The 21,755-nt window shown below is 71.1% G+C and carries 21 protein-coding genes; 15 read left to right on the top strand and 6 right to left on the bottom strand.

Annotated features, from left to right (window positions below):
- Positions 1-102: 102 nt before the first annotated feature.
- The 6 genes from AUC44_RS11275 to AUC44_RS11250 all read left to right on the top strand — a co-directional run bounded on the left by AUC44_RS11275 (position 103) and on the right by AUC44_RS11250 (position 6,952).
- Entirely contained in the window at positions 103-870 is a 768-nt protein-coding gene (locus AUC44_RS11275) for a sulfite exporter TauE/SafE family protein (RefSeq protein WP_062158709.1), read from the top strand.
- A complete protein-coding gene (locus AUC44_RS11270) occupies positions 867-1,145 on the top strand; it encodes a hypothetical protein (RefSeq protein ID WP_062159813.1) in 279 nt (92 codons plus the stop codon). Before AUC44_RS11275 ends, AUC44_RS11270 begins: the two co-directional genes overlap by 4 nt.
- A 34-nt stretch (positions 1,146-1,179) precedes the next feature.
- Positions 1,180-2,073 carry a phosphotransferase gene (locus AUC44_RS11265; RefSeq protein ID WP_062158708.1) on the top strand — a complete coding sequence of 298 codons (894 nt, stop codon included), beginning with the start codon at positions 1,180-1,182 and terminating at the stop codon, positions 2,071-2,073.
- Between the two features lie 44 nt (positions 2,074-2,117).
- Positions 2,118-4,463, top strand: coding sequence for a 3-hydroxyacyl-CoA dehydrogenase/enoyl-CoA hydratase family protein (locus AUC44_RS11260; protein WP_062158707.1), 2,346 nt, complete (start codon positions 2,118-2,120; stop codon positions 4,461-4,463).
- Positions 4,464-4,488: 25 nt separating this feature from the next.
- On the top strand, positions 4,489-5,670 hold the full coding sequence (locus tag AUC44_RS11255) for an alpha/beta hydrolase family protein (protein WP_062158706.1): 1,182 nt from the start codon (positions 4,489-4,491) through the stop codon (positions 5,668-5,670).
- Between the two features lie 88 nt (positions 5,671-5,758).
- On the top strand, positions 5,759-6,952 hold the full coding sequence (locus AUC44_RS11250) for a thiolase family protein (protein ID WP_062158705.1): 1,194 nt from the start codon (positions 5,759-5,761) through the stop codon (positions 6,950-6,952).
- A gap of 59 nt (positions 6,953-7,011) precedes the next feature.
- Here the strand turns inward: AUC44_RS11250 and AUC44_RS11245 are convergent, their stop codons facing one another.
- Positions 7,012-7,887, bottom strand: coding sequence for an Ig-like domain-containing protein (locus AUC44_RS11245; protein WP_062158704.1), 876 nt, complete (start codon positions 7,885-7,887; stop codon positions 7,012-7,014).
- A 234-nt stretch (positions 7,888-8,121) separates the two neighbouring features.
- On the opposite strand from AUC44_RS11245, the gene AUC44_RS11240 reads away from it, so the two are divergent.
- The 7 genes from AUC44_RS11240 (at position 8,122) to AUC44_RS11210 (ending at position 14,364) form a co-directional block, all read left to right on the top strand.
- Positions 8,122-9,372 carry a cation:proton antiporter gene (locus AUC44_RS11240; protein ID WP_082689190.1) on the top strand — a complete coding sequence of 417 codons (1,251 nt, stop codon included), beginning with the start codon at positions 8,122-8,124 and terminating at the stop codon, positions 9,370-9,372.
- 83 nt (positions 9,373-9,455) lie between these two features.
- Entirely contained in the window at positions 9,456-10,664 is a 1,209-nt protein-coding gene (locus AUC44_RS11235; RefSeq protein ID WP_062158703.1) for a 23S rRNA (cytosine(2499)-C(5))-methyltransferase, read from the top strand.
- Between the two features lie 24 nt (positions 10,665-10,688).
- Positions 10,689-11,777, top strand: coding sequence for a DNA polymerase IV (gene dinB / locus AUC44_RS11230; RefSeq protein ID WP_082689041.1), 1,089 nt, complete (start codon positions 10,689-10,691; stop codon positions 11,775-11,777).
- Between the two features lie 407 nt (positions 11,778-12,184).
- Positions 12,185-12,871 carry a hypothetical protein gene (locus AUC44_RS11225; protein WP_062158702.1) on the top strand — a complete coding sequence of 229 codons (687 nt, stop codon included), beginning with the start codon at positions 12,185-12,187 and terminating at the stop codon, positions 12,869-12,871.
- On the top strand, positions 12,868-13,398 hold the full coding sequence (locus AUC44_RS11220) for a GTP-binding protein (protein ID WP_062158701.1): 531 nt from the start codon (positions 12,868-12,870) through the stop codon (positions 13,396-13,398). Before AUC44_RS11225 ends, AUC44_RS11220 begins: the two co-directional genes overlap by 4 nt.
- 22 nt (positions 13,399-13,420) lie before the next feature.
- Complete coding sequence (locus AUC44_RS11215) at positions 13,421-13,798, top strand: roadblock/LC7 domain-containing protein (protein WP_062158700.1); 378 nt, start codon at positions 13,421-13,423, stop codon at positions 13,796-13,798.
- Positions 13,799-13,887: 89 nt separating this feature from the next.
- Positions 13,888-14,364, top strand: a complete 477-nt coding sequence (locus AUC44_RS11210) for a hypothetical protein (RefSeq protein ID WP_062159810.1) — start codon at positions 13,888-13,890, stop codon at positions 14,362-14,364.
- A gap of 127 nt (positions 14,365-14,491) precedes the next feature.
- Here AUC44_RS11210 and AUC44_RS11205 read toward each other — a convergent pair whose 3' ends face one another.
- From AUC44_RS11205 to kdpF, 5 genes are all read right to left on the bottom strand, one after another.
- On the bottom strand, positions 14,492-15,562 hold the full coding sequence (locus tag AUC44_RS11205; RefSeq protein ID WP_062158699.1) for a histidine kinase: 1,071 nt from the start codon (positions 15,560-15,562) through the stop codon (positions 14,492-14,494).
- A 33-nt stretch (positions 15,563-15,595) separates the two neighbouring features.
- Positions 15,596-16,237, bottom strand: a complete 642-nt coding sequence (gene kdpC / locus AUC44_RS11200) for a potassium-transporting ATPase subunit KdpC (protein ID WP_231724425.1) — start codon at positions 16,235-16,237, stop codon at positions 15,596-15,598.
- A 65-nt stretch (positions 16,238-16,302) separates the two neighbouring features.
- Positions 16,303-18,336 (bottom strand): potassium-transporting ATPase subunit KdpB, encoded by a 2,034-nt coding sequence (gene kdpB / locus AUC44_RS11195; RefSeq protein WP_062158698.1) that lies wholly within the window; start codon positions 18,334-18,336, stop codon positions 16,303-16,305.
- Positions 18,333-20,012: a potassium-transporting ATPase subunit KdpA gene (gene kdpA, locus AUC44_RS11190; protein WP_157445325.1), complete on the bottom strand. Its 1,680-nt coding sequence runs from the start codon at positions 20,010-20,012 to the stop codon at positions 18,333-18,335. Before kdpA ends, kdpB begins: the two co-directional genes overlap by 4 nt.
- On the bottom strand, positions 20,012-20,092 hold the full coding sequence (gene kdpF / locus AUC44_RS17370) for a K(+)-transporting ATPase subunit F (protein ID WP_081424716.1): 81 nt from the start codon (positions 20,090-20,092) through the stop codon (positions 20,012-20,014). The genes kdpA and kdpF overlap by 1 nt, the downstream gene beginning before the upstream one ends.
- Positions 20,093-20,158: 66 nt before the next feature.
- On the opposite strand from kdpF, the gene AUC44_RS17085 reads away from it, so the two are divergent.
- Both AUC44_RS17085 and AUC44_RS17080 read left to right on the top strand, forming a co-directional pair.
- Positions 20,159-21,139 (top strand): hypothetical protein, encoded by a 981-nt coding sequence (locus tag AUC44_RS17085; RefSeq protein WP_062158696.1) that lies wholly within the window; start codon positions 20,159-20,161, stop codon positions 21,137-21,139.
- Positions 21,124-21,738 carry a sensor histidine kinase gene (locus AUC44_RS17080; protein ID WP_062158695.1) on the top strand — a complete coding sequence of 205 codons (615 nt, stop codon included), beginning with the start codon at positions 21,124-21,126 and terminating at the stop codon, positions 21,736-21,738. Before AUC44_RS17085 ends, AUC44_RS17080 begins: the two co-directional genes overlap by 16 nt.
- Positions 21,739-21,755 lie beyond the last annotated feature (17 nt).

Here is a 21,755-nt window from a genome sequence, read left to right as displayed (position 1 = left end):
ACCGGTGGCCGGCCGCCGCGGCCCCACAGGCCGTGTTAGCCTCCGGGACGTGAGTTCAACCCGTGTCCGCCTCCTGACCGCGCCCGCCGGGCGGGGCCGCGCGTGATCAGCGCCGTGACGCTCGCCGTGATCGGCGTGGGCCTGCTCGCCGGGGTGCTCGGCGCGATCCTGGGCCTGGGTGGCGGCGTGGTCGTCGTCCCCGCGCTGGAATTCCTGCTGCCGCACTTCGGGCGGGACATCACGATCGCGCAGGCGGTCGCCATCAGCCAGATCGGCGTGCTCGCCGTGGGCCTCAGCGGCGCGGCCAGCTACCTGCAGCAGGGCCTCGTGCGCGCCCGGACCGGGTACCTGCTCTCGCCGTACACCATCGTCGGCGGGGCCGCCGGGTCGTTCCTGGGCCTGATCCTCCCGGCGCGCGCGGTCGCGACCGTGTTCGCGGCGCTGCTGCTGTACTCCGCTTACAACCTCCTGCGCGGCCTGAAACGCGTGGAGGTCGAACGCGAACCCTCGCGGCTGGTGCCTCCGGCCATGACCTTCGCGGGCGTCATGAGCGGCCTGCTGGGCATCGGCGGCGGCACCGTGCAGGTCCCGGTGCTGAACCTCATGGCGGGCGTGCCCATCCGGCAGGCCATCGCCACGAGCACCTTCATCATGGGCCTGACCGCCGTCAGCAACGCGCTGGTGTACCAGGCGGGCGGCCTGCTCGACCTGCGCCTGGCGGCCGGGGTGGCGCTGGGCGTTCTGATCGGCGCGCGCGCCGGAGCCAGCCTGCAAAGCCGCATTCCCGCCGCGCAACTGAAGCTGTTCTTCAGCCTGCTGCTGATCTTCACCGCCCTGCAACTCCTGTGGAAGTACTGGGGGCAGGCGTGAGCGCCCCGGACCGCAGGGACAACACCGAACTGGCCGGGCTGCCCGCGTGGCTGTACCCGCTGGGCTTCTGGGTGGGCGTGGCCCTGCTGGCGGTGGGGGTGCTGCTGCCGGACTACGCGTGGGTGGGCGTGGTGTGGGTGGCGGCCGTGCCGGTCCTGGCGGCGCTGTGGGTGGCGGCAGCGGGCTGGCGCACGGACCGCCGCCTGAGCGGCGCGGCGCTGCTGGCCCTGGCGGGGCTGGCGCTGGTGTTCGTGGTGAAAGGCTTCATCAAGTAACCCCGCGGAACCGGGGCGTGCTGGACTGTGAGGCGTGACCGCTTCTGAACTTCCGGCCCTGAGTGCGCGGCAGGTGGCGGCCCTGCTGCGCGCCCCGCCGGACGCCGTGGGCCTGCTGGGCGTGGGCAGCGACCACCGCGCCTACACGCTGGAGGGGAACCGCGTCGTTCGTCTGCCCCGCTGGCCCGGCGGGGGAGAGGCCCTGCGGCGCGAAGCCCGGCTGCTGGCGTGGCTGACCCCCCGGCTGCCCGGCGCGGCGCTGCCGGAAGTGATGCGCCTGAGTGACCCGGCGCCCCTGGCCCCGGAGGGGTTCAGCGTGGCCCGCCGCGTGCCTGGCGTGTCGGCACTGGGGCAGCCGCTATCCGATCCGGGCGCGCTGGGTGGGGCACTGGGGGGCTGGCTGGCCGACCTGCACAGACTGAACCCGCAGGGCTCCGAGCTAAGCGTGGATCTCGACCCGACCGGGCACGATTGGCAGAACGCCGCGCTGGACGACCTGCACGTCGCGTCGGTGGCAGGGGTCCTGCCGGACGCGGCGTGGTGGGCGGCGCGTGTGCAGGCGGTGCCCGACCTGCGGGAGGTGGGGCCGGTCCCTATCCACGGGGATTTCGCGGCCGAGCACGTTCACCTGGACGGGGCGGGACGCCTCTCGGGTGTGCTGGACTGGGCGGACGCGGCGCTGGGGGACCCGGCGCGGGACCTGGCGGGTCTGCTCCACTGGGGTAACCCGGTGCTGTGGCACGCCGCGCAGGCGGCGTACCCGGCGTCTGGGGCGGTGTGGGAGCGCGCGGCATGGTACGCGCTGTGCCGCGCGCTGGGTGATCTGGCGTTCGCGGTGCGGGAGGGCCGGCCCGCGTATCTGGAGGCGGGACGGTGGGCGCTGACGGGCCTGCGGGGCTGGTGGACAAACGCCCCGCCGCGGTCTTAAACTTGAACCGAGTCTAATTTTATAGGTATCTCGCAGGAGGTCGCATGAAGATTCAGAAAGCCGCAGTCATCGGCGCAGGCGTCATGGGCGCTGCCATCGCCGCCCAGCTCGCCAACGCCGGGATTCCCGTCATGTTGCTGGACATCGTCCTGCCCGACAACCCCGACCGCAACTTCCTCGCCAAGCAGGGCGTGCAGCGCGCCCTGAAAGCCCGCCCCGCCGCCTTCATGGACCCGGCCCGCGCCGCCCTGATCCAGGTCGGGAACCTCGAAGACGACCTGAAAAAACTCAAGGACGCCGACTGGATCATCGAGGCGATCATCGAGAAACTCGACGCCAAACGCGACCTGTGGGCGAGGGTTGAGGCCGTTGCCAAGAAGACCGCGATCATCTCCAGCAACTCCAGCGGCATCCCCATGCACCTCCAGATCGAGGGCCGGGGTGAGGACTTCCAGCGCCGCTTCGTGGGCGCGCACTTCTTCAACCCGCCCCGCTACCTGCACCTCCTCGAAGTCATCCCCACGCCCAAGACCGACCCGGCGATCGTGAAGACCTTCAGCGAGTTCGCGGAAACCACCCTCGGCAAGGGCATCGTGGTCGCCAACGACGTGCCCGGCTTCGTCGCCAACCGCATCGGCGTGTACGGCATCGTCCGCGCCATGGACCACATGGTCAAGGCCGGGCTGACCCCCGCGCAGGTGGACCAGCTCACCGGCCCCGCCCTGGGCCGCGCCAGCAGCGCCACCTTCCGCACCGCCGACCTCTCCGGCCTGGACATCATCTACCACGTGTCCAACGACCTTGGGAAGGCCACGCCGGACGACGAGGACTTCACCCTCACGCCCGCCTTCCGCACCCTGGTCGAGGAGAAGAAGTGGCTGGGCGACAAGACCGGCAGCGGCTTCTACAAGAAGACCAAGGACGAGAAGGGCAAGACCAAGATCCTGAACCTGAACCTCGACACCTTCGAGTACGAGGACCAGGGCAAGGTCAAGGTCGCCGCTGTGGACGCCGTCAAGGGCCGCGCCCTGGCTGAGCGCGTGAAGGCCCTGTACGGCGCCGAAGGTAAGGAAGGCGACTTCCTGCGCGGCGTCATGAACGACGGCTTCTGGTACGCCGCCAAGATGGCCGGCAACGTCAGTAACCGCCTCCAGGACATCGACAACGCCCTGAAATGGGGCTTTGGCTGGGAACAGGGTCCCTTCGAGACGATGGACACCCTGGGCGTCCAGACCGTCATCGCCAACCTCGAGGCCGAGGGCCGCACCCTGCCCCCGCTGCTGGCCGCCATGAAGGCCAGTGGCCGCGACGCCTTCTACCAGGGCGGCGAGATCGTCACCCCGGGGGGCCAGCCCACCGCGTACGAGGCCCCGTACTTCATCCTGACCGACCTGAAGAAGGATGCCACGAAGATCGTCAAGAAACGCGCCGGGGCCAGCGTCATCGACCTGGGCGACGGCGTGCTGCTCGCCGAATGGCACGCCAAGATGAACGCCCTCGGCGAGGACCAGCTCCGCACCGTGCAGGACGCCCACAAGCTCGTGCAGGACATGGGCTACGCGGGCCTCGTCATCGGCAACCAGGGCGACAACTTCAGCGCGGGCGCGAACCTCCCCCTGATCCTCTCGCAGGCGCAGGCGGACGAGTGGGACGAACTCGACGACATGATCAAGCAGTTCCAGCAGGTCACCACGTCGCTGCGCTTCAGCCCCCACCCCACCGTCGCCGCCCCCTTCGGCCTGACGCTCGGCGGCGGCGCCGAGTTCACCCTGCACGCCGACCACGTCGTCGCCAGCGCCGAACTGTACATGGGCCTTGTGGAAGTCGGCGTGGGCCTGATCCCCGGCGGCGGCGGCACCAAGGAAATGCTGCTGCGCTTCACGGACATGCAGCAGCCCAGCCAGCGCCTCGGCGCCACCCTGCTGCCCGCCGTGCAGCGCGCCTTCGAACTCATCGGCACCGCCAAGGTGAGCACCAGCGCCCTCGAAGCCCGCAACCTCGGCTTCCTGCGCGACACCGACACCGTCGCCATGAACAAGAACCACATCCTTGAGGACGCCAAGCGTCAGGTCCTCGCCCTGGCCCCCGGCTACGTGCAGCCCACCCCCCGCCAGGACATCCCCGTCATGGGTGACGCCGCCATCGGCGCCATTAGAAGCGCCCTGCACGGCATGCACCAGGGCGGCTACATCACCGACTACGACCTCGTCGTGTCCGAACAGCTTGCCAAGGTCCTGAGCGGCGGCACCGGCAACAACCGCACCGCCAAAGTGTCCGAACAGCACCTCCTTGACCTCGAACGCGAAGCCTTCCTCACCCTCCTCGGGAAGAAAGGCACCCAGCAGCGCATCGACCACATGCTCAAGACCGGCAAACCCCTGCGCAACTGAAGCCCCCGCCTGACAGGATGACCTCATGACCCGCCTGACCGACCGACTCCTGAACGTCCGTAAACGCCGCGCCCTCGGCTGGGCCGCCCTGGCCTACGCCGGGGTGGTGCTGGCGGGTGCGCTGGTGGGAGCTGATATCACCCTGCGCAGCAAGACCCGCTGGGTGAAGGGCGTGTTCGTGCCGGTGGGTCGGCGGGGGAACGAGGTGTACCTGCCCGCCAGTGCGGAGACGCTGTCGCGCGGCCCCATCGGCATCGTGCCACTGCTCCCGAACAAGGGGCACGCGGTCCTGGGTGAGCGGCAGGTCGTGGGCACCCTCGTGCGCCGCCCGGTGCAGGAGGAACGCGGCGTGCTGCCCAACGGCGCGCTCGCCTGGGCCAGCACCTTCGTGTACAACGGCACACCCGCCCAGCTGGGCGTCGAGTTCGAGGACACGAAGGTGCACACCCCGCTGGGGGACATGCCCGCGTGGCACATTCCACCCAGCGGCGACGCCCCCGGCCGCGCGGACGCCGTCGTGATCGTCATCCACGGTCACGGCGGACAGCGCGCCCAGGCGCTGCGGATGCTGCCCGCGCTGCGGCGCACCGGCGCGGCCAGCCTGTTCGTCACGTTCCGCAACGCCCACGGCGCCCCCCGAAGCGAGAGCGGCTACCTGACCCTGGGCGACCAGGAAGCCGAGGACGTCATCAGCGCGCTGCACTGGGCGCAGGGGGCCGGGTACAGGCGGGCCGTGCTGTACGGGTTCAGCATGGGCGGCAACATCGCCCTCAGCGCCCTGCGCGCCCGGCACCAGCCGTACCCGATTCCCGTCACGGGCGTCATGCTCGACTGCCCCGCGCTGGACTGGCGGGCCACCATCCTCTCCCAGGGCCAACGCTTCGGCCTCCCACCCTTCCTCGCGCGGCACGTCGCCACCTTCACCCAGTGGGTCGTGACGCGCCGCAGCGGCCAGGACTTCGACACCGTCGACCAGATCCGCGCCGCACCCAGCTTCAACCTCCCCATCCTCATGTGGCACGGCACGCGCGACCGCACCATCCCGGTCAGTCAGGCCGACGCGCTCGCCGCTGCCCGCCCCGACCTCATCGAATACCACCGGGTCGAAGGCGGCAAACACATCCGCGTGTGGAACATCAACCCCGAACAGTACGACGCCCAACTCGACACCTTCATCGGCAGGGTGCTGCCAGAGGTGGCGGGATGAGCGGGCTCAAGTTCAACCTCGTTCAGTCCCTGACTGGACCCATTCAACCTCAACCGTCCGAGAGCGACGGTGCAAGGAGAGAACCCTGATGCGTGACGCCTTTATTGTTTCTGCCGTCCGGACGCCCGTTGGTCGTGGCGTGAAAGGCACCCTGGCGAACACCCGCCCCGACGACCTCGCGGCGCTGGTGCTGAATGAGGCCGTGAAGCGCGCCGGTGTGGACGCCGCCCTGGTCGAGGACGTGTACCTCGGCTGCGCGATTCCCGAGGCAGAGCAGGGGCTGAACGTGGCCCGTCTGGCCGCGCTGCGCGCCGGGATGCCCGACAGTGTGGGCGGCGTGACCGTGAACCGCTTCTGCTCCAGCGGCCTGCAGACCATCGCGATGGCCGCGGCCGCCATTCAGACCGGGCAGGCGGACGTGATGCTGGCCGGTGGCGTGGAGAGCATGAGCTTCGTGCCCATGAGCGGCCACAACCCCAGCCCGAACCCGGAACTGGTGGACGCCCGTCCCGGCGCGTACATCGGCATGGGCATGACCGCCGAGAACGTCGCCGCGAAGTACGGCATCAGCCGCGAGGATCAGGACGCGTTCGCGTTCCGCAGCCACCAGCGCGCCGCAGCGGCGCAGGACGCCGGGAAGTTCGACGCTGAGATCGTGCCCGTGCCCGTCCGCGTGGACAAACTGAAGGGCACGAAGATGAAGTCCGAGACCGTGAACTTCGACAAGGACGAACTGATCCGCCGGGACGCGAACCTCGCGGACATGGCGAAGGTCCGCCCCGCGTTCAAGGCGACCGGGTCCGTCAGCGCCGCGAACAGCAGCCCCTTCAGTGACGGCGCGGCCGCCGTGCTCATCATGAGCGGCGAGAAGGCGCAGGAACTCGGCGTGAAACCGCTGGCGAAGTTCCTCGGCTTCGCCGTGGCAGGCGTGGAGCCCGAACTGATGGGCATCGGCCCTGTGAAGGCTGTGCCGAAGGTGCTCGCGCAGACCGGCCTGACCCTCGACGACATCGACCTGATCGAGCTGAACGAGGCGTTCGCCGCGCAGTCCCTCGCCGTGGCGCGCGAACTGGGCCTGAACCAGGACATCATGAACGTCAACGGCGGCGCCATCGCCCTGGGCCACCCCCTGGGGTGCAGCGGCGCGAAACTCGCCACGACCGCCATCTACGAACTGCAGCGCCGTGGCGGCGGGAAGGCCCTGATCACCATGTGCATCGGCGGGGGCATGGGCGCCGCCGGGATCATCGAAGTGTACGGCGCGGACCAGGCCGCCGACTGACCCGAGCAGGATAGAAGCAGGGCGCCCGCCGGGAAGGGGGCGCCCTGCTTCCGTGAAGGTTACTGGGGCAGCTTGAAGCGGCTGAGGTCGGGCAGCTTGACGTTCAGGGTGCTGGGTAGGGCCACTCCCACTCGGGCAGGGCGGTTCAGGCGCTGAGCACTCAGGCTGCCTTTCAGCATGGCCCGCAGAGTGGTCTGGGTCTGCGTGTTGACCGTCGCGTCTACATCTGTGTTGATCTGAAGCATGCCGAAGTAGACGGGAATGCTGCTGGACGTCGCGGTGTCGAGAATGGCACCTCGTCCTTCGAAGACGGGGCGGCCCTCGTAGGTACCGATGGTCCCGTCATCATCCTGCGCGGCGAGGTACAGATCCGCGTTGTCGGTGCTGACTGTGAAGGCGGTTTCGAGGGTCGTGGTGCTGAAGATCGGCCCCATCAGACTGATGCCCAGGCGGGTCTGATCGGTATCCGAGTAGATGCCCCCGGCCACCTGCTGTCCATTGACCGGCACCTCTGTGATGAAGGTGGAAATGCCGTCTGCGATGACGCCGCCGCTGCCATCCGTCGCCACCCAGTACCAGCCCCCCTGGTACTTGGTAGTGACGTTGAACGTGGCGGTGACGGTGGCGTTGCCCTTGGTGTCGTACGCCTTGGCGGTGTATCCGCTTCGGCTGTCGTTGACCAGATCGACCGGATACGTGTAGGGGGCGGTGGTGTCTGTGCCGAGCAGGGTACCGTTCTGGTAGAACTCGACTTTGCTGATTCCGCTGTCGTCGGTGGCGGCGGCGGTCAGGGTAACGGTGCCGTCTTCCAGAGGCGCGCTCTGGGTCAGGGTGAGTTGCGGGCCGGTGGTGTCGGGGGTGTTCGCGGTCTTGCCCCCGCCACAGGCGGTCATGAGGGTGGCGGTCAGGAGCAGGAGGGGAGTGGCAAGTTTCACGAGGCTCACTGTAGGGTGGCCCCGGTCTCTCATGTGGCGCACCCTGGGCACCCCCCCCGCTGTTCACCTGACATTAAGATTCTGATCAAGGCGGGGCCTGCTCCTTTAGGATGGAGAGCAAGTTCGTCGCTTCGGTGCGGCGGGGTGCGGTTCCCATAGGCCGCCGGGGTGGAGTCAGGTCAAGTTGGCCTGACTCCATGCCTTTTGCTTTTCGCTCTTTCAGGTGTGGAGGTGATGGTGGTGTTCAAGGGATCGGGTTGGCGTGCGGCGCTGCCGCTGGGCGTGCTGCTGTCGGGCGGCGCGCTGGCGGCGAGTTCGGCGGGAACGGCGGATCTGCTGTTTGGTCTGTTCTGGGTGGTGCTGGCCGCGGCGGTGTTCGGCACGGTGGCCTCGAAGCTGGGGGTTCCGGCGGTGGTGGGGCAGGTGCTGGCCGGGATCCTGATCGGGCCGAGCGTGCTGAATCTGGTGCGTCCGGACGAGTTCCTGCTCAGCCTCGCGGAACTGGGGGCGGTGTTCCTGCTGTTCATGGTGGGGCTGGAGACCCGCTTCCGGGATCTGCTGTCGGTGGGGAAGGAGGCGCTGCTCGTGGCGGTGCTGGGCATCGTGTTCCCGCTGGCGCTGGGCTTCGGCTTCGGGTTGTGGCAGGGGCAGGAGAACGTCAGCGCGCTGTTCGTGGGAACGGCGCTGGTGGCGACGTCGGTGGGCATCACCGCGAAGGTGTTGCAGGAGATGGGCGTGCTGGACGCGCGGTTCGCGCAGGTGATCCTGGGCGCGGCCGTCATTGACGACATCCTGGGCCTGACGCTGCTGGCGGTCGTGAGCGGCCTGGGCGCCGGGGAGAGCATGAGTGCCGGGCAGGTGGGGCTGATCCTGGGCCTCAGCGTGGGCTTCGTGGCGCTGGTGCTCGCGGTGGGCATTCCGCTGATCCGCCGCTTCCAGCCCCGTCTGCGGAACCTGAGCCTGTCGCGCATGTTCAACGTGGCGATCGTGGTGGGCCTGGGCGTGGCCGCGCTGAGCACCGTGGCGGGTCTCGCGCCCATCATCGGGGCGTTCCTGGCCGGCATGGTGCTGGCCGAGGTGAAGGACGAACTGGAATTCGAGTCGAAGGTGCACGCGCTGGAGTCCTTCCTCGCGCCGGTGTTCTTCGTGGTCGTGGGTTTGCAGCTGGACCTGAGCGTGCTGGGGAACACCACCGTGATCGTCGCGGGCCTGATCCTGACGGTGCTGGCCGTCATCGGCAAGGTCGCGGGCGGCCTGATCGGCGCGCGCAGCATGGGCGGGCGGCAGTCGCTGCTGGTCGGCGTGGGCATGGTCCCGCGTGGCGAGGTGGGCCTGATCGTCGCCAGCCTGGGCCTCGCGGCGGGCGTGATCGGCAAGCAGGTGTACGCGGAGGTGCTCCTCATGGTGCTGCTCACGACCGTGCTGGCCCCGCTGGTGCTGCGCGCCCTGGCCCCCCGCCCGGAGCGGGACGTGCCGGCCGCCTGAGTCGGGCGCGGCAGGGGAGGGGGCGGGCCCGCGTGGCACCCGCCCCCTCCCGCATTTTGTGGCCCGTGCGGTACCCTGGAGGGATGCCGGACGCTCCCGCCGCCCCCACCCGTGCCCGCCTGAGGTTGCGGGTCTCCCCAGCCGCCGAGGCGCACGTGCGCGCCGGGCACCCCTGGGTGTACGAGTCCAGCCTGCGCGCCCAGAACCGTGACGGCGACGCGGGTGAACTCGCCGTGATCTACGATCGCCGCGACCGCTTCCTGGCGATCGGGCTGTTCGACCCGGACAGCCCGCTGCGCGTGCGGGTGCTGCACCAGGGCACCCCGGCCACCCTGGACGACGCGTGGTGGGCCGGGCGGCTGGACGAGGCGCTGCTGCGCCGCGCGCCGCTGTTCGGCCCGGACACCGACGGGTACCGCGTGGTGAACGGCGAGTCCGACGGCTTCCCCGGACTGGTCGTGGACCGCTACGCGAGCACGCTGGTCGTGAAGCTGTACACCGCCGCGTGGTTCCCGCACCTGGAGCGCATCCTGGGCCTCCTCGCGGAGCGCTTTCCGGACTTTGCGCTGGTGCTGCGCCTGAGCCGCAACATCCAGACCCGCGCGCGCGAGGACGGCCTGTTCGACGGGCAGCTCCTGGCGGGCAGTGTCGGGAGTGGCACGGTCGTGTTCCACGAGACGGGGCTGGCTTTCGAGGCGGAGGTCCTGCGCGGCCAGAAGACCGGCTTCTTCCTCGACCAGCGTGACAACCGCCGCCGCGTAGAGAAGTACGCCCGGGGCCGCCGGATCCTGAACGCCTTCTCGTTCAGCGGAGGCTTTTCGCTGTACGCCGCGCGGGGCGGGGCGGCGCACGTCGTCAGCCTCGACATCAGCGCGCACGCGCTGGACAGCGCCGAACGCAACTACGCCCTGAACCCCAAACTGAGCGCCCCGCACGAGACCGTCCAGGCCGACGTGTTCGAATGGTTGGCCGAGACCGACCGTGACTTCGACCTCGTGATCCTCGACCCGCCCTCCCTGGCCCGCCGCGAGACGGAACGGGCCGGCGCGATCCGCGCGTACGGGAAACTCGCCGCCGACGGCATCCGCCGCCTCGCGCCGGGTGGCATCCTCCTGAGCGCCTCGTGCTCCGCGCACGTCAGCGCCGAGGAATTCTGGGACGCCGTGCGGGGCGCCGCCACCCGCTCGGGCCGCACGTGGCGCGAACTGCACACCAGCCAGCACGCCCCCGACCACCACGCGACCTTCCCGGAAGCGCAGTACCTCAAGGCCATCTTCATCCAGTTCGACTGACCCGGCTCGCTCTAGCATGGGCGGGTGCCCTCGCCCCGCAAGATCATTCACGTGGACATGGACGCCTTCTACGCGTCGGTGGAGCAGCGGGACGACGCGCGGCTGCGGGGGCGGCCCGTGGCGGTCGCGTGGGGTGGGCGTCGGTCGGTGGTCCTGACCGCGAGTTACGAGGCGCGGCCCTATGGGGTGCGGTCGGCGATGCCGCTGTACCGCGCGCTGGAGCGCTGCCCGGAGCTGGTGGTGGTGGAGCCGAGGTTCGAGGCGTACCGCGAGGTGAGCGTGCAGATCCGCGCGGTGTTCGCCGCGTTCACGCCGCTGGTGGAGCCGCTGTCGCTGGACGAGGCGTACCTCGACGTCACCGCGCCCCTGACGGGCGGGCCGAGTGCGACGCGGATTGCGCAGGCCATCCGGCGGCAGATCCGCGAGGGGACGGGCCTGACGGCGACGGCGGGCGTGAGCGTGAACAAGTTCCTGGCGAAACTCGCGAGCGGCCTGCACAAGCCCGACGGGCTGACCGTGATCCTGCCGGATCAGGTGGACGCGCTGCTGGCCGAACTGCCGGTGGGGGACTTTCACGGGATCGGCCCGGCGACCGCCGCGAAACTGGCCGGGATGGGCATTCACACGGGTGCGCAGCTGCGCGCCGCCGACCCGGCGGCCCTGACGGCGCGCTTTGGGGTGCACGGCGCGCACTTCTCGCGGATCGCGCGCGGGCTGGACGACCGCCCGGTCGAACCGGACCGCCCGCACCGCAGCGTGGGCACCGAGGAGACCTACGGGCACGACCTGCGTGGCGTGGACGCGGTGGCGGCCCGGCTGCCCGTGCTGGCGCAGGGCGTGGAACGCCGCCTGGAGCGGGCCGGGCTGGCGGCCAGGACGGTGGTGCTGAAACTGAAGTTCGACGACCGCAGCGTCATCACGCGCCGGGTCACCCTCCCGCTGCCGGTTCACGCCGCGCCGGATCTGGCCCGCGCCGCCGCGCGGCTCCTGACGCCGGAGCTGCTCGCGGGCCGGGGCGTGCGACTGGCGGGCATCACGGCAGCCTCGCTGGTGCCGGCCGGGCAGACGCCCACGCAACCGCTGCTGCTGGGCGCGCCGGACCCGGTCCGCTGAATCCCCCGTCTGGGGGCACCTGCGCCGCCTCTGTGCGGGGCGCCGGGTGCCGTGGCCCAGTGGCCCGCACACAGGCGCCCCACCGCCGGGTGGGGGTGGAGGACCCCAGGGTCCCCCCTGGCAGGGGGACGGTGGACGGGCGCTGCGGCCCCCTGCCCACTGCCGGGGCTGACAGCCGGGGCCGTCCAGCACGGGGTGGAACCGATTGCGGTGGCTGGGGGCCGCGCCCGGCCGGTGGACAGGCCGGCTGACCGCTCCACGAATTGGGGATCAGCTCACGGCGTATGTAAGAAATTCTTCAATTGACCCGTGAGACAACTACAGCAACGGAACCGGTCACGCCACTGCGCCCGCAGGTGCCCGGCTTCCGACAACCCGCACAGGTTCTCTCACGGAAAGGAGTTGATATGGCCCTCTTCGGTGACCTCGCACACCATGCCTTCACCGATCTGGCGAAGGTGCTCAGACCTCAGACCGGCAGCCTCTACCTTCACGAAGCCTACCAGGGCCGCACCCTGGAACTCACCCTGATGCGCGGGCAGCTTCTCGCGCTGTACGTCAACGGATTTCCGGTGCCCACGCCCGCGCAGGCCGGCGACATCCTGCGCGCCGTGAGCGCCCGGCCCCAGGGTGAATTCGAGTTCCAGGCCCGCGTCCTGACCTCCGCCGAACCGACCCTCTACGTCGTGCCGCTGCTGGAGACGCTTCAGACGTTCACCGCCACCGCTGTTCCGGAAGCGCAGCTGCCTCACCCGGAGACCCGCTTCCAGGTTTCGGCCACCGGCGCGCCCGTCCCGACCGCACTCCAGGCCCGCTGGGCTTCCCTCGCGCCCCATCTGCGGCAGGGCGCCAGCGCGGCTGAACTGAGCCGGCTGACCGGGCAGGCCGAACGCGACGTGCGGGTCACGCTGCACCACCTGCGGGCCGCGGAGCTCGTCACGCCCGTCCGGCGGAGCGGCGTGGCCGACGCCCCCACCCCGGGCCTTCCGGTGTGGGAGCTCACGCCCGCCGCGGGCGCGGGTGCCGCCGCGCCGGCCCCACTCATCAGCCGGCTGCTCGGGGCGCTGCGCCGCCTCACCGGAGTGCGCGCGTGACGCCCCCGCAGGCCCCGCTGAAACTCGTGGTGGCCGGCCCGGTCGGCGCCGGGAAGACCACCTTCGTGCAGACCCTCTCGGAAACGCCCGTCATCGCCACCGAGGCGGAAGCCAGCGAGGACATCGGCAAGCGCCACACCACCGTCGCCTTCGACTTCGGCACCCTGACCCTCGACGGACAGGCCGTCCATCTGTACGGCACACCCGGCCAGGAACGCTTCAACTTCATGTGGGAGGTGCTGTGCGAGGGCGACCTGGGCCTCGTACTGCTCGTGGCCGGTGACCGCCCTCAGGACTTCGCCCACGCCCGCAACATCCTGGAATTCATCACCAGCCGCGTCGCGGTGCCGTTCCTGATCGGCGTGACCCGCCAGGATCAGCCGCGCGTCTGGACGCCCGGCGACGTCGCCCTGTACTTCGACCTGCCCGCCCCCCACGTGACCGGCCTGAACGCCACCGAACCCGGTGCCGCCCGCCGGGTGCTCATCCGCCTGCTGGAACTCACCCTTCAGCCCCAGTCGTCCTGACGATCCCCACAAGGAGCCCACCATGACCGCAACCCTCAGCAAGCAAGACCGCCTCAACGTCATCCTCAGCGACCTGCGCGGCGCCATGCCCGAACTGCGCGGCGTCCTGGTCGCCACCGTCGACGGCCTGCCCATCGCGCAGTCCATGGGCGACGGCGCCGACGCCAACCGCGTGGCCGCCATGGCCGCCACCGCCCTGGGGCTGGGCAAACGCATCAACGACACCCTCGGCTCCGGCACCCTGACCGACATGGGGATCGGCGGTCAGAGCGGACAGGTGTTCATCTACGCCGCCGGGCACAAGGGCGTGCTCGCGGTCGTCACCCCGCCCGGGGTGAACCTGGGCCTGCTGCACATGGAAGCCCGTGACGCCGCCGAGCGCGTCGCCGGCACCCTGTAACCCGGTCGCCTGCCCCGCCCGCCGCCCGGATGGACCTGCCCGCCGAACTCCGCGAGCTGCTCGCCACCCGCTATTCCAGGAGGAACGTCATGACTGCCACGCTGTCCACCCTACGCCCCCAGCTCGGGGACTTCAGTTCAATCGTCTGCTTCAAGGCCGTGATCATCGGGGTCGAGGATACCCTCGGCCGCGACGGGGCCGCGGTCGTCTTCACGCGCGCTGGGAAGGTGCGCGGCCACACCCTCGCGCGGGACCTCGGCCTGACCGGCAGCAATCCGCCCACGGAACAGATCGCCGGGCTGCTGAACGCCGCCATCGGCCGGGACGGCACCCGCCTGGCCGCCGTGACCCGCTCGTACACGGATGGCGAGAACATCGTGATCGAGACGCAGGACACCGTCTGCTCCGCCGGGGAGGCGCCGGGCAGCGACCGCCGCTGCACCTTCACGCTGGGCGCCGTGTGGGGTGCGCTGGAAGCCATCACCGGCCAGACCTTCCTGGGAGAGCAGACCGAGAGCGTGCTGCGCAGCGGCAGCTGCGACAAGTTCGTCTTCAGCCCCCTCTGAGCGCCGCGCGGGGCCACGGGCAGAACCCGGGTGGGCCCCGCGCGGTCTGCCGGGCCCGCCCGGCCCCGTGACAGAAGACCGCCCGGCCCGCTGTCACGGCGGGCCGCTGCCTTTGTACAAGTGGCCCCTACTCGCGGGTGATGACGTACACGTCCACGTTGCGGGTCTGCCGCAGCACCGAGCGGATGATGTCCCCGCGCAGGACTTCCTCCCAGCGGGAGCGGCTGCTCTCGCCCAGCACGACCTGCGTGGCCTGCGCGGCCCGCACGTGCCGGATCAGGGTGGCCGCCACGCCGCCCGCCGGGTCGAGCACGATGAACTCGCCGCCCAGCGCGACCGTGACCGCACGGAAGGTGTCGAGCAGCCGCGCGCGCTCGGCACTGATCCGCCCGGACCGCACGGTCACGACCTGAAGGTCGGCGTGCAGGCGCTGCGCGAGCTGCCCGCCGCGGCGGATCAGGCGCGCGCCGGTCTCCTCGGCGGCCACGGCGACCACCACGCGTTCCTGCACGCCCAGGCCTGCCGCGAGACCGGCCGCGCCCTGCTCGACGACCTGCGCCACCTGCCGCAGCGCCAGTTCCCGCAGCGCCGTCAGGTTCGGCAGCGTGAAGAAGTTCGTCAGGGCGTGCTCGGCCCGCTCCGCGCCGTACACCGCGCCGGACCGCACCCGCTCGCGCAGGTCGGCGGGCGTCAGGTCCACGAGCACCAGTTCGTCCGCGCCGCGCAGTACGGCGTCCGGGATGCGCTCGCGGACGCGCACGCCGGTCAGGCGTGCCACCGTGTCGTGCAGGGACTCCAGGTGCTGGACGTTCACGGTGGACAGCACGTTCACGCCCGCGTCCAGCAGGGCCTCGACGTCCATCCAGCGTTTCTCCCGCGCGCTGCCCGGCGCGTTCGAGTGCGCCAGTTCATCCACGAGCACCGCGTCCGGACGGCGCGCGATCAGGCCCGCCACGTCCAGTTCACCCAGCGTCACGCCGCCCCGCACGACCTCCAGCCGCGGGAAGACCGGCAGGCCCGCCGCGGCCGCCTGCGTGAACGCCCGCCCGTGCGTTTCCAGCACGCCGATCAGGGCGTCCTCGCCGCGCGCTAGGCGGTCGCGTAGTTCACTGAGCGCGCGGGTGGTCTTCCCGACCCCCGCCGCCATGCCCACGAACACCCGGTGCCGACCCCGCACGGGGCGGGCGGCGCCGGGCATCGCCAGCCGCTCGGGTTCAGGCGGCGTGACGGCTCACCGTCCCAGCCGGTCCAGGGCGAGGTTCAGTTCCAGCACGTTCACGCCGGGTTGTCCCAGGCCCAGCACGCCCCGCTCGGTGTGGTCACGGACCAGCGCCTGCACCTGCGCGTCCGTCAGGCCGCGCGCGCGCGCCACCCGCGCCACCTGCACCGCCGCCCCCGCCGGGGACACGTGCGGGTCGAGGCCACTGCCGCTCGCGGTGAGCAGATCCACCGGAATCTGCGTGACGGGGATGTTCTCCCGCGCGGCGATCGTCTGCGCCTGGGCCTGCACGCGCTCCCGCAGCGCCGGGTTGCTCACGGCGAGGTTGCTGCCTGACGCGTTCACCGGGTCGTAGCCGTTCCCGGCGGCGCTGGGCCGCCCGATGAAGTAGCGGCCCCCCGTGAAGGGCTGCCCGATCAGTGCCGAGCCGACCACCCGGCCGCGGTCGCGGATCAGGGAACCGGTCGCCTGCGCGGGAAACAGCGCGCCGCCCAGCGCGGTTGTCACCGCCGGGTACGCGAGGCCGCCCAGCACCAGCCACAGCGCCGAGAAGCGCAGCCACGCACTCCACCCCGGCTGGGGCGCGTCAGGCAGGGTCGGTTGGGGAAGGGCCGATTCAGGAAGGGCAGGGGAGGGCATGTCGTTCAGGGTCATGATGAAACCTCTTTGTGGGGGGCGAGGTGGGGGCCAGTCCCCCGGACCTCGCCGGGAGGGAGTGCTTAGGCGCCTATCAGCCCGAGGAGCACGTCGATGAGCTTGATGCCCACGAACGGCACGAGCACGCCGCCCAGCCCGTAGATGAGCAGGTTGCGGGCCAGCAGCGCGTCGGCACTGCCGGGCGAGTAACGCACGCCGCGCAGCGCCACCGGAATCAGCGCCGGAATCACCAGCGCGTTGAAGATCACAGCGGACAGGATCGCGCTCTGCGGGCTGCGCAGGTCCATCACGTTCAGCGGGGCCAGCGCGGGAATCTGCGTGGCGAACAGCGCGGGCAGGATCGCGAAGTACTTCGCGACGTCGTTCGCGATCGAGAAGGTCGTCAGCGCGCCGCGCGTCATCAGCAGGCCCTTGCCGATCTCCACGACCTCAATCAGCTTGGTGGGGTCGGAGTCCAGGTCGATCATGTTCGCCGCTTCCTTGGCCGCCTGGGTGCCGCTCTGCATGGCGAGGCCCACGTCCGCCTGCGCCAGGGCGGGCGCGTCGTTCGTGCCGTCGCCCATCATGGCGACCAGCTTCCCGCCGCGCTGCTCCTCGCGGATCATGGCGAGCTTGTCCTCGGGCGTCGCCTCCGCCAGGAAGCCGTCCACGCCGGCCTCGCGGGCGATCGCCTCGGCGGTCAGGGGGTTGTCCCCGGTGATCATCACGGTGCGCAGTCCCATGCGGCGCAGCTGCTCGAAGCGTTCCCGCATGCCGGGCTTCACCACGTCCGACAGGGCCACCACGCCCAGCACCCGCTCGTCCTGGAGCACCACGAGGGGCGTGCCACCCGCGCGCGCCACCTCGTCCACCAGCGGGGACAGTTCGGTGGGGACGCTGCCGCCCCGCTCGCGGGCCAGGCGGGTGATGCGGTCGGCGGCGCCCTTGCGGATGCTCACGCCGCCCGCGTCCACGCCGCTCATGCGGGTCTGCGCGGTGAACTCGATGAACGCCGCGTCCGCCGGGGTGGCGGGCGTCACGCCCTGCGTGCGGGCCAGCGTCACGATGCTCTTGCCTTCCGGGGTGGGGTCCGCCGCCGAGGCCAGCGCCGCCGCGCCCGCCAGTTCCTCGCCGCTCACGCCGGGCAGCGGCAGGAAGCGCGTCGCCTGACGGTCGCCGACGGTGATCGTGCCGGTCTTGTCCAGCAGCAGGATGTCCACGTCCCCGGCGACCTCGACTGCCTTGCCGCTCTTGGCGATCACGTTCGCCTGCAAGGCCCGGTCCATGCCTGCGATGCCGATGGCGGGCAGCAGACCGCCGATCGTCGTGGGAATCAGGCACACGAGCAGCGCTGCGAGCGTCACCACGTCCACCGTCGCCCCCGCGAACCGCGACAGGGGCAGCAGGGTCGCCACGACGATCAGGAACACCAGCGTCAGCGCGGCCAGCAGGATCGACAGGGCCAGTTCGTTGGGGGTTTTCTGGCGGCTGGCGCCCTCGACCAGCGCGATCATGCGGTCGAGGAAGCTCTCGCCGGGCTGCGACGTCACCCGCACCACGATCCGGTCGGACAGCACGCGCGTCCCGCCCGTCACGCCGCTGTGGTCGGTCCCCGCCTCGCGGATCACCGGGGCGCTCTCGCCCGTGATGGCGCTCTCGTCCACCGCCGCCAGCCCCTCAATGACCTCGCCGTCGCCGGGAATCATCTCGCCCGCCTGCACCACGATCACGTCCCCGCGCCGCAGCCCCGTGCTGGGGATGACCTCCTCGCGGCCGTCCAGCACCCGGCGGGCCGGGGTGTCCTCGCGCGCCGAGCGGAGTGTGGCCGCCTGCGCCTTCCCGCGCGCCTCGGCCAGCCCCTCGGCGAAGTTCGCGAACACCACCGTGAAGAGCAGCCAGACCGTCACGCCCGCCGGGTAGCCCCACGCCTGCCCGCTCGCGGCGGCCTGCACGGTCAGCAGCAGCGTCAGCACGCCGCCCAGCAGCACCACGAACATCACCGGGCTGCGCACCATGAAGCGCGGATCGAGTTTCACGAAGGCGGCCCTCAGCGCGGCGCGCATCAGCGCCGGGGCGAACACGCCCCCCTTCGGGGTTTTCTGCGGCGCGGCGGTCATTTCGTCACGTCCTTCACGGTATTCAGGGTCATCTGTTCCGCCACCGGGCCCAGCACCAGCGCCGGGGCGAAGTTCAGGAGTTGCAGCAGCAGCATCACGCTCAGGAGCATCCCGGCGAACACCGGCGTGTCCACCCGCAGCGTCCCGCTGCCTTCAGGTGCGGCGCGCTTGGCGGCCAGCAGGCCCGCGATCGCCAGCGGCCCCACGATCGGCAGGAAGCGGGCCAGCAGCAGCACCAGCGCGCAGCTGAGGTTCCACCAGGGCGTGTTGTCGCCCAGACCCTCAAAGCCGCTGCCGTTGTTCGCGAACGCCGAGTTGTACTCGTACAGCACCTGCGACAGCCCGTGGAAGCCGGGGTTCGAGTTCGCCGTGACCGCCGGGTTCGCCAGGGCCAGCGCCGTGAAGCCCAGCACCAGCAGCGGCTGCAGCAGCAGGATCAGCGACGCCAGTTTGATCTCGGGGGCCTCGATCTTCCGGCCGAACAGTTCCGGCGTGCGGCCCACCATCAGGCCCGCCACGAACACCGTCAGGATCACGAACACCAGCATGTTGATCGGCCCCACGCCGATCCCGCCGTACACGTCGTTCAGGAACATGCCCAGCTGCGGCACCAGCCCGCCCAGCGGCGTGAACGAATCCAGCATGCCGTTCACGCTCCCGTTACTCGTCTGCGTGGTCAGCGCGGCCCACAGCGCCGTCGCGTCCGCGCCCAGGCGGACCTCCTTGCCCTCCATGTTCGGGCCCAGTGCGGACAGGCCGGCCAGGGCGGCGTTCGGCATCCGCTCGGCGAGCACCGCGCCCAGCGTCAGTGCGGCGGACAGCACGCTCATGACGCCCATCAGCACCAGTCCGAAGCGCGGGCGGCGCAGGAACCGGCCGGTCGCCACGACCAGCGCCAGCGGGAACAGGATGATGCTGACCGTCTCCAGCAGGTTCGCCAGCGGCGTGGGGTTCTCCAGCGGCACCGTCGAGTTCGGCCCGTACCAGCCGCCCCCGTTCGTGCCCAGCTGCTTGATCGCCACCATCGGCGCGACCGGCCCCACCGGGATGGTCTGCGTGGTCACCGCCTGCCCCTCCACGGTCTGAGGCTGCACCAGCGTCGCCGTGCGCGCGCCCGCGAAGGTGCTCGGCACGCCCTGCCACGTCAGCAGCAGTGCCAGCACCGCCGAAGAGACCGTCAGCAGCGCCGCGCCGCGCGTCACGTCCAGGAAGTAGTTCCCCAGGTGCGCGTCCCCGCGCAGCCCGCGCAGCACCGCGAACAGCGCTGCGAATCCCACCGCCGGGGTGAAGATCTGCAGCGCCGTGATGCCCAGCATCTGCGACAGGTACGACAGGCCACTCTGCCCGCTGTAGTGCTGCTGGTTCGTGTTCGTGATGAACGACGCCATCGTGTGCACCGCCGTGTCCCAGCGCAGGTTCGCGATGCCGTCCGGGTTCAGCGGCAGGCCACCCTGCAAAAGGTACGTGGCCAGCGCCACCAGCCCCACGATCACGTTCGTGCCCAGCAGCGCCCCCACGTACGCGCGCCACGACATGCCCCGCGCGGCGTCCACGCCGCACGCGCGCAGCAGACCCGCCGTGACCCGGGGCGCCGGGGCCTCCATCAGCCGGGCCATGAACAGCCCCAGGGGAAGGGCCAGCGCCAGCGCCAGCCCGTAGGTGAGCAGGATATCCATCAGAACCGTTCCGCCTTCACCAGGGCGTACAGCAGATACGCGCCCAGCGCCAGCACCAGAATGAGAAGCAGTGCGTCCATGCCGCCCAGCCTGCGCCGCCCCCCCACCCGGGCGGTATGCTCCGACCGGCCCACCCCCCTGGCCAGATGGCCAGTCCCCACGCCGCCCACCGCGCCCCTACGCTGAACGCCAGACGCCACATGACCACCCCACCCACCCCTAACCCGGCCACCCCCACCACCCCGGAACGCAGCGAACGCCGCCTGCTGGCCGCCAGCGCGGGCCTGATCACCGCCATCGTCCTGACGGACATCCTCACCCCGGCGTCCCTGGTCATCGGCACCCTGGTCAGCGCCCCGCTGGCCCTGGCCGCGCTGGGCGCCACGCGGCGCGCCACCGTGAACCTCACCGCGCTGGCCGTCACCGGGAACGTCCTGGCGGGCCTCGTGAACGCCACGCGGGACGGCGCGACCCCCACCGACCTCGGCAACCGCGCCGTGAGCATCCTCGCCGCGCTGCTCGTGGGATTCCTGAGCCTGCGCGCGCGTGAGGCCGCCACCCGCGCCGCCCGCCTGCACGAGGAGGAACGCCGCCTCCAGCGCGAACGCGCCCTGCGCGCCCTGATCGAGGCGGTCAGTGGGCCCCTCACGCAGGCGCAGTTCGTCACGCGCGCCGCCCACGCCCTCCAGGCCCTGACCGGCGCGGCCGCTGTCGAGATCGGCAGCGTCGACCGCGCCGTGCTGCGCGAACCCCACGCCTACACCGGCCCCGGCGAGGGCAGCCTGGGCCGCCGCCTGCCCCTGGACCTGCTGGCCCGCCCCGCCACCCGCGACCCAGGGCAGGGGAGACCCGATCAGGTATGGGCGGTCGGCGGCGGCGACACCTACGTGGCCCGCCTCACCCGCCCCAGCGACCCGGAACTCCTGATCCTCCTCACCCGCCCCGCCGCCCCCCCGACCAGCTCTCGGAAGCCGTGCAGACCCTCCAGCCACTCCTCGACCGCACCGCCCTGCTCGACGACCTGCATGCCCGGCAGGCCCAGCTCCAGGAACGCGGGGAGTTACTCCAGGACCTCATCTACTCCTTCAGTCACGACCTGCGCACCCCGCTCATGGCGAACGCCGTGAACATGCGCTCGGCCCTGAAAGGCGCCTACGGGCCTCTCCCGGACGACTACGCCGCCACGCTCCGCAACGGCCTGGATGCCAACGCCGCCCTGCTCACCCTGGCCGATCAGCTGCTGCTCGTCGCCAAGTACGAGAGCGGCGAGGAGGACAGCGAACTCCAGAGCGTGCCGCTGCGTGACCTCGTCCTGAACGTCACCGAGCAGCTCCAGTCCACCGCCGCCGCGCGCGGCGTGACCATCGAACCCACCCTGGACGGCGCGCGCGTCCCCGGCCGCAAACACGACCTGCGCCGCGCCGTGCAGAACCTCCTTGACAACGCCGTCCGCTACGCCCCACCCGGCAGCGCCGTGCACGTCACCCTGGCCCGGGCGGACGGCGAGGCGATCCTCAGCGTCCTCGACAGCGGTCCCGGCGTCAGCGCGCCGCGCGTCCCCTCCCTCTTCCAGCGCTTCCGCTCCGGCGGCGCGGGCGGCGGCACCGGCCTGGGCCTGTACCTCACCCGCCGCATCGCCGAACGCCACGGCGGGACCGTCACGTACGCCCGCACCGCCCGCGCCCAGAGCGTCTTCACCCTCACCCTGCCCCTGGAGGACGCATGACCGCATCCCCTCACCGG

The organism is Deinococcus actinosclerus, assembly GCF_001507665.1.
GTDB lineage: Bacteria > Deinococcota > Deinococci > Deinococcales > Deinococcaceae > Deinococcus > Deinococcus actinosclerus.
The sequence above is the reverse complement of the archived record's forward strand: the minus strand, read 5'-3'. Positions and strand labels throughout refer to the sequence as shown.

Coding starts and splice junctions, on each gene's coding strand:
- AUC44_RS11260 (WP_062158707.1), top strand. CDS start 2,118: ATGAAGATTCAGAAAGCCGCAGTCATCGGCGCAGGCGTCATGGGCGCT.
- AUC44_RS11255 (WP_062158706.1), top strand. CDS start 4,489: ATGACCCGCCTGACCGACCGACTCCTGAACGTCCGTAAACGCCGCGCC.
- AUC44_RS11250 (WP_062158705.1), top strand. CDS start 5,759: ATGCGTGACGCCTTTATTGTTTCTGCCGTCCGGACGCCCGTTGGTCGT.
- AUC44_RS11240 (WP_082689190.1), top strand. CDS start 8,122: ATGGTGGTGTTCAAGGGATCGGGTTGGCGTGCGGCGCTGCCGCTGGGC.
- AUC44_RS11235 (WP_062158703.1), top strand. CDS start 9,456: ATGCCGGACGCTCCCGCCGCCCCCACCCGTGCCCGCCTGAGGTTGCGG.
- AUC44_RS11225 (WP_062158702.1), top strand. CDS start 12,185: ATGGCCCTCTTCGGTGACCTCGCACACCATGCCTTCACCGATCTGGCG.
- AUC44_RS11215 (WP_062158700.1), top strand. CDS start 13,421: ATGACCGCAACCCTCAGCAAGCAAGACCGCCTCAACGTCATCCTCAGC.
- AUC44_RS11210 (WP_062159810.1), top strand. CDS start 13,888: ATGACTGCCACGCTGTCCACCCTACGCCCCCAGCTCGGGGACTTCAGT.
- AUC44_RS11205 (WP_062158699.1), bottom strand. CDS start 15,562: ATGCCCGGCGCCGCCCGCCCCGTGCGGGGTCGGCACCGGGTGTTCGTG.
- kdpC (WP_231724425.1), bottom strand. CDS start 16,237: ATGACCCTGAACGACATGCCCTCCCCTGCCCTTCCTGAATCGGCCCTT.
- kdpB (WP_062158698.1), bottom strand. CDS start 18,336: ATGACCGCCGCGCCGCAGAAAACCCCGAAGGGGGGCGTGTTCGCCCCG.
- kdpA (WP_157445325.1), bottom strand. CDS start 20,012: ATGGATATCCTGCTCACCTACGGGCTGGCGCTGGCGCTGGCCCTTCCC.
- kdpF (WP_081424716.1), bottom strand. CDS start 20,092: ATGGACGCACTGCTTCTCATTCTGGTGCTGGCGCTGGGCGCGTATCTG.
- AUC44_RS17085 (WP_062158696.1), top strand. CDS start 20,159: ATGGCCAGTCCCCACGCCGCCCACCGCGCCCCTACGCTGAACGCCAGA.
- AUC44_RS17080 (WP_062158695.1), top strand. CDS start 21,124: ATGGCGAACGCCGTGAACATGCGCTCGGCCCTGAAAGGCGCCTACGGG.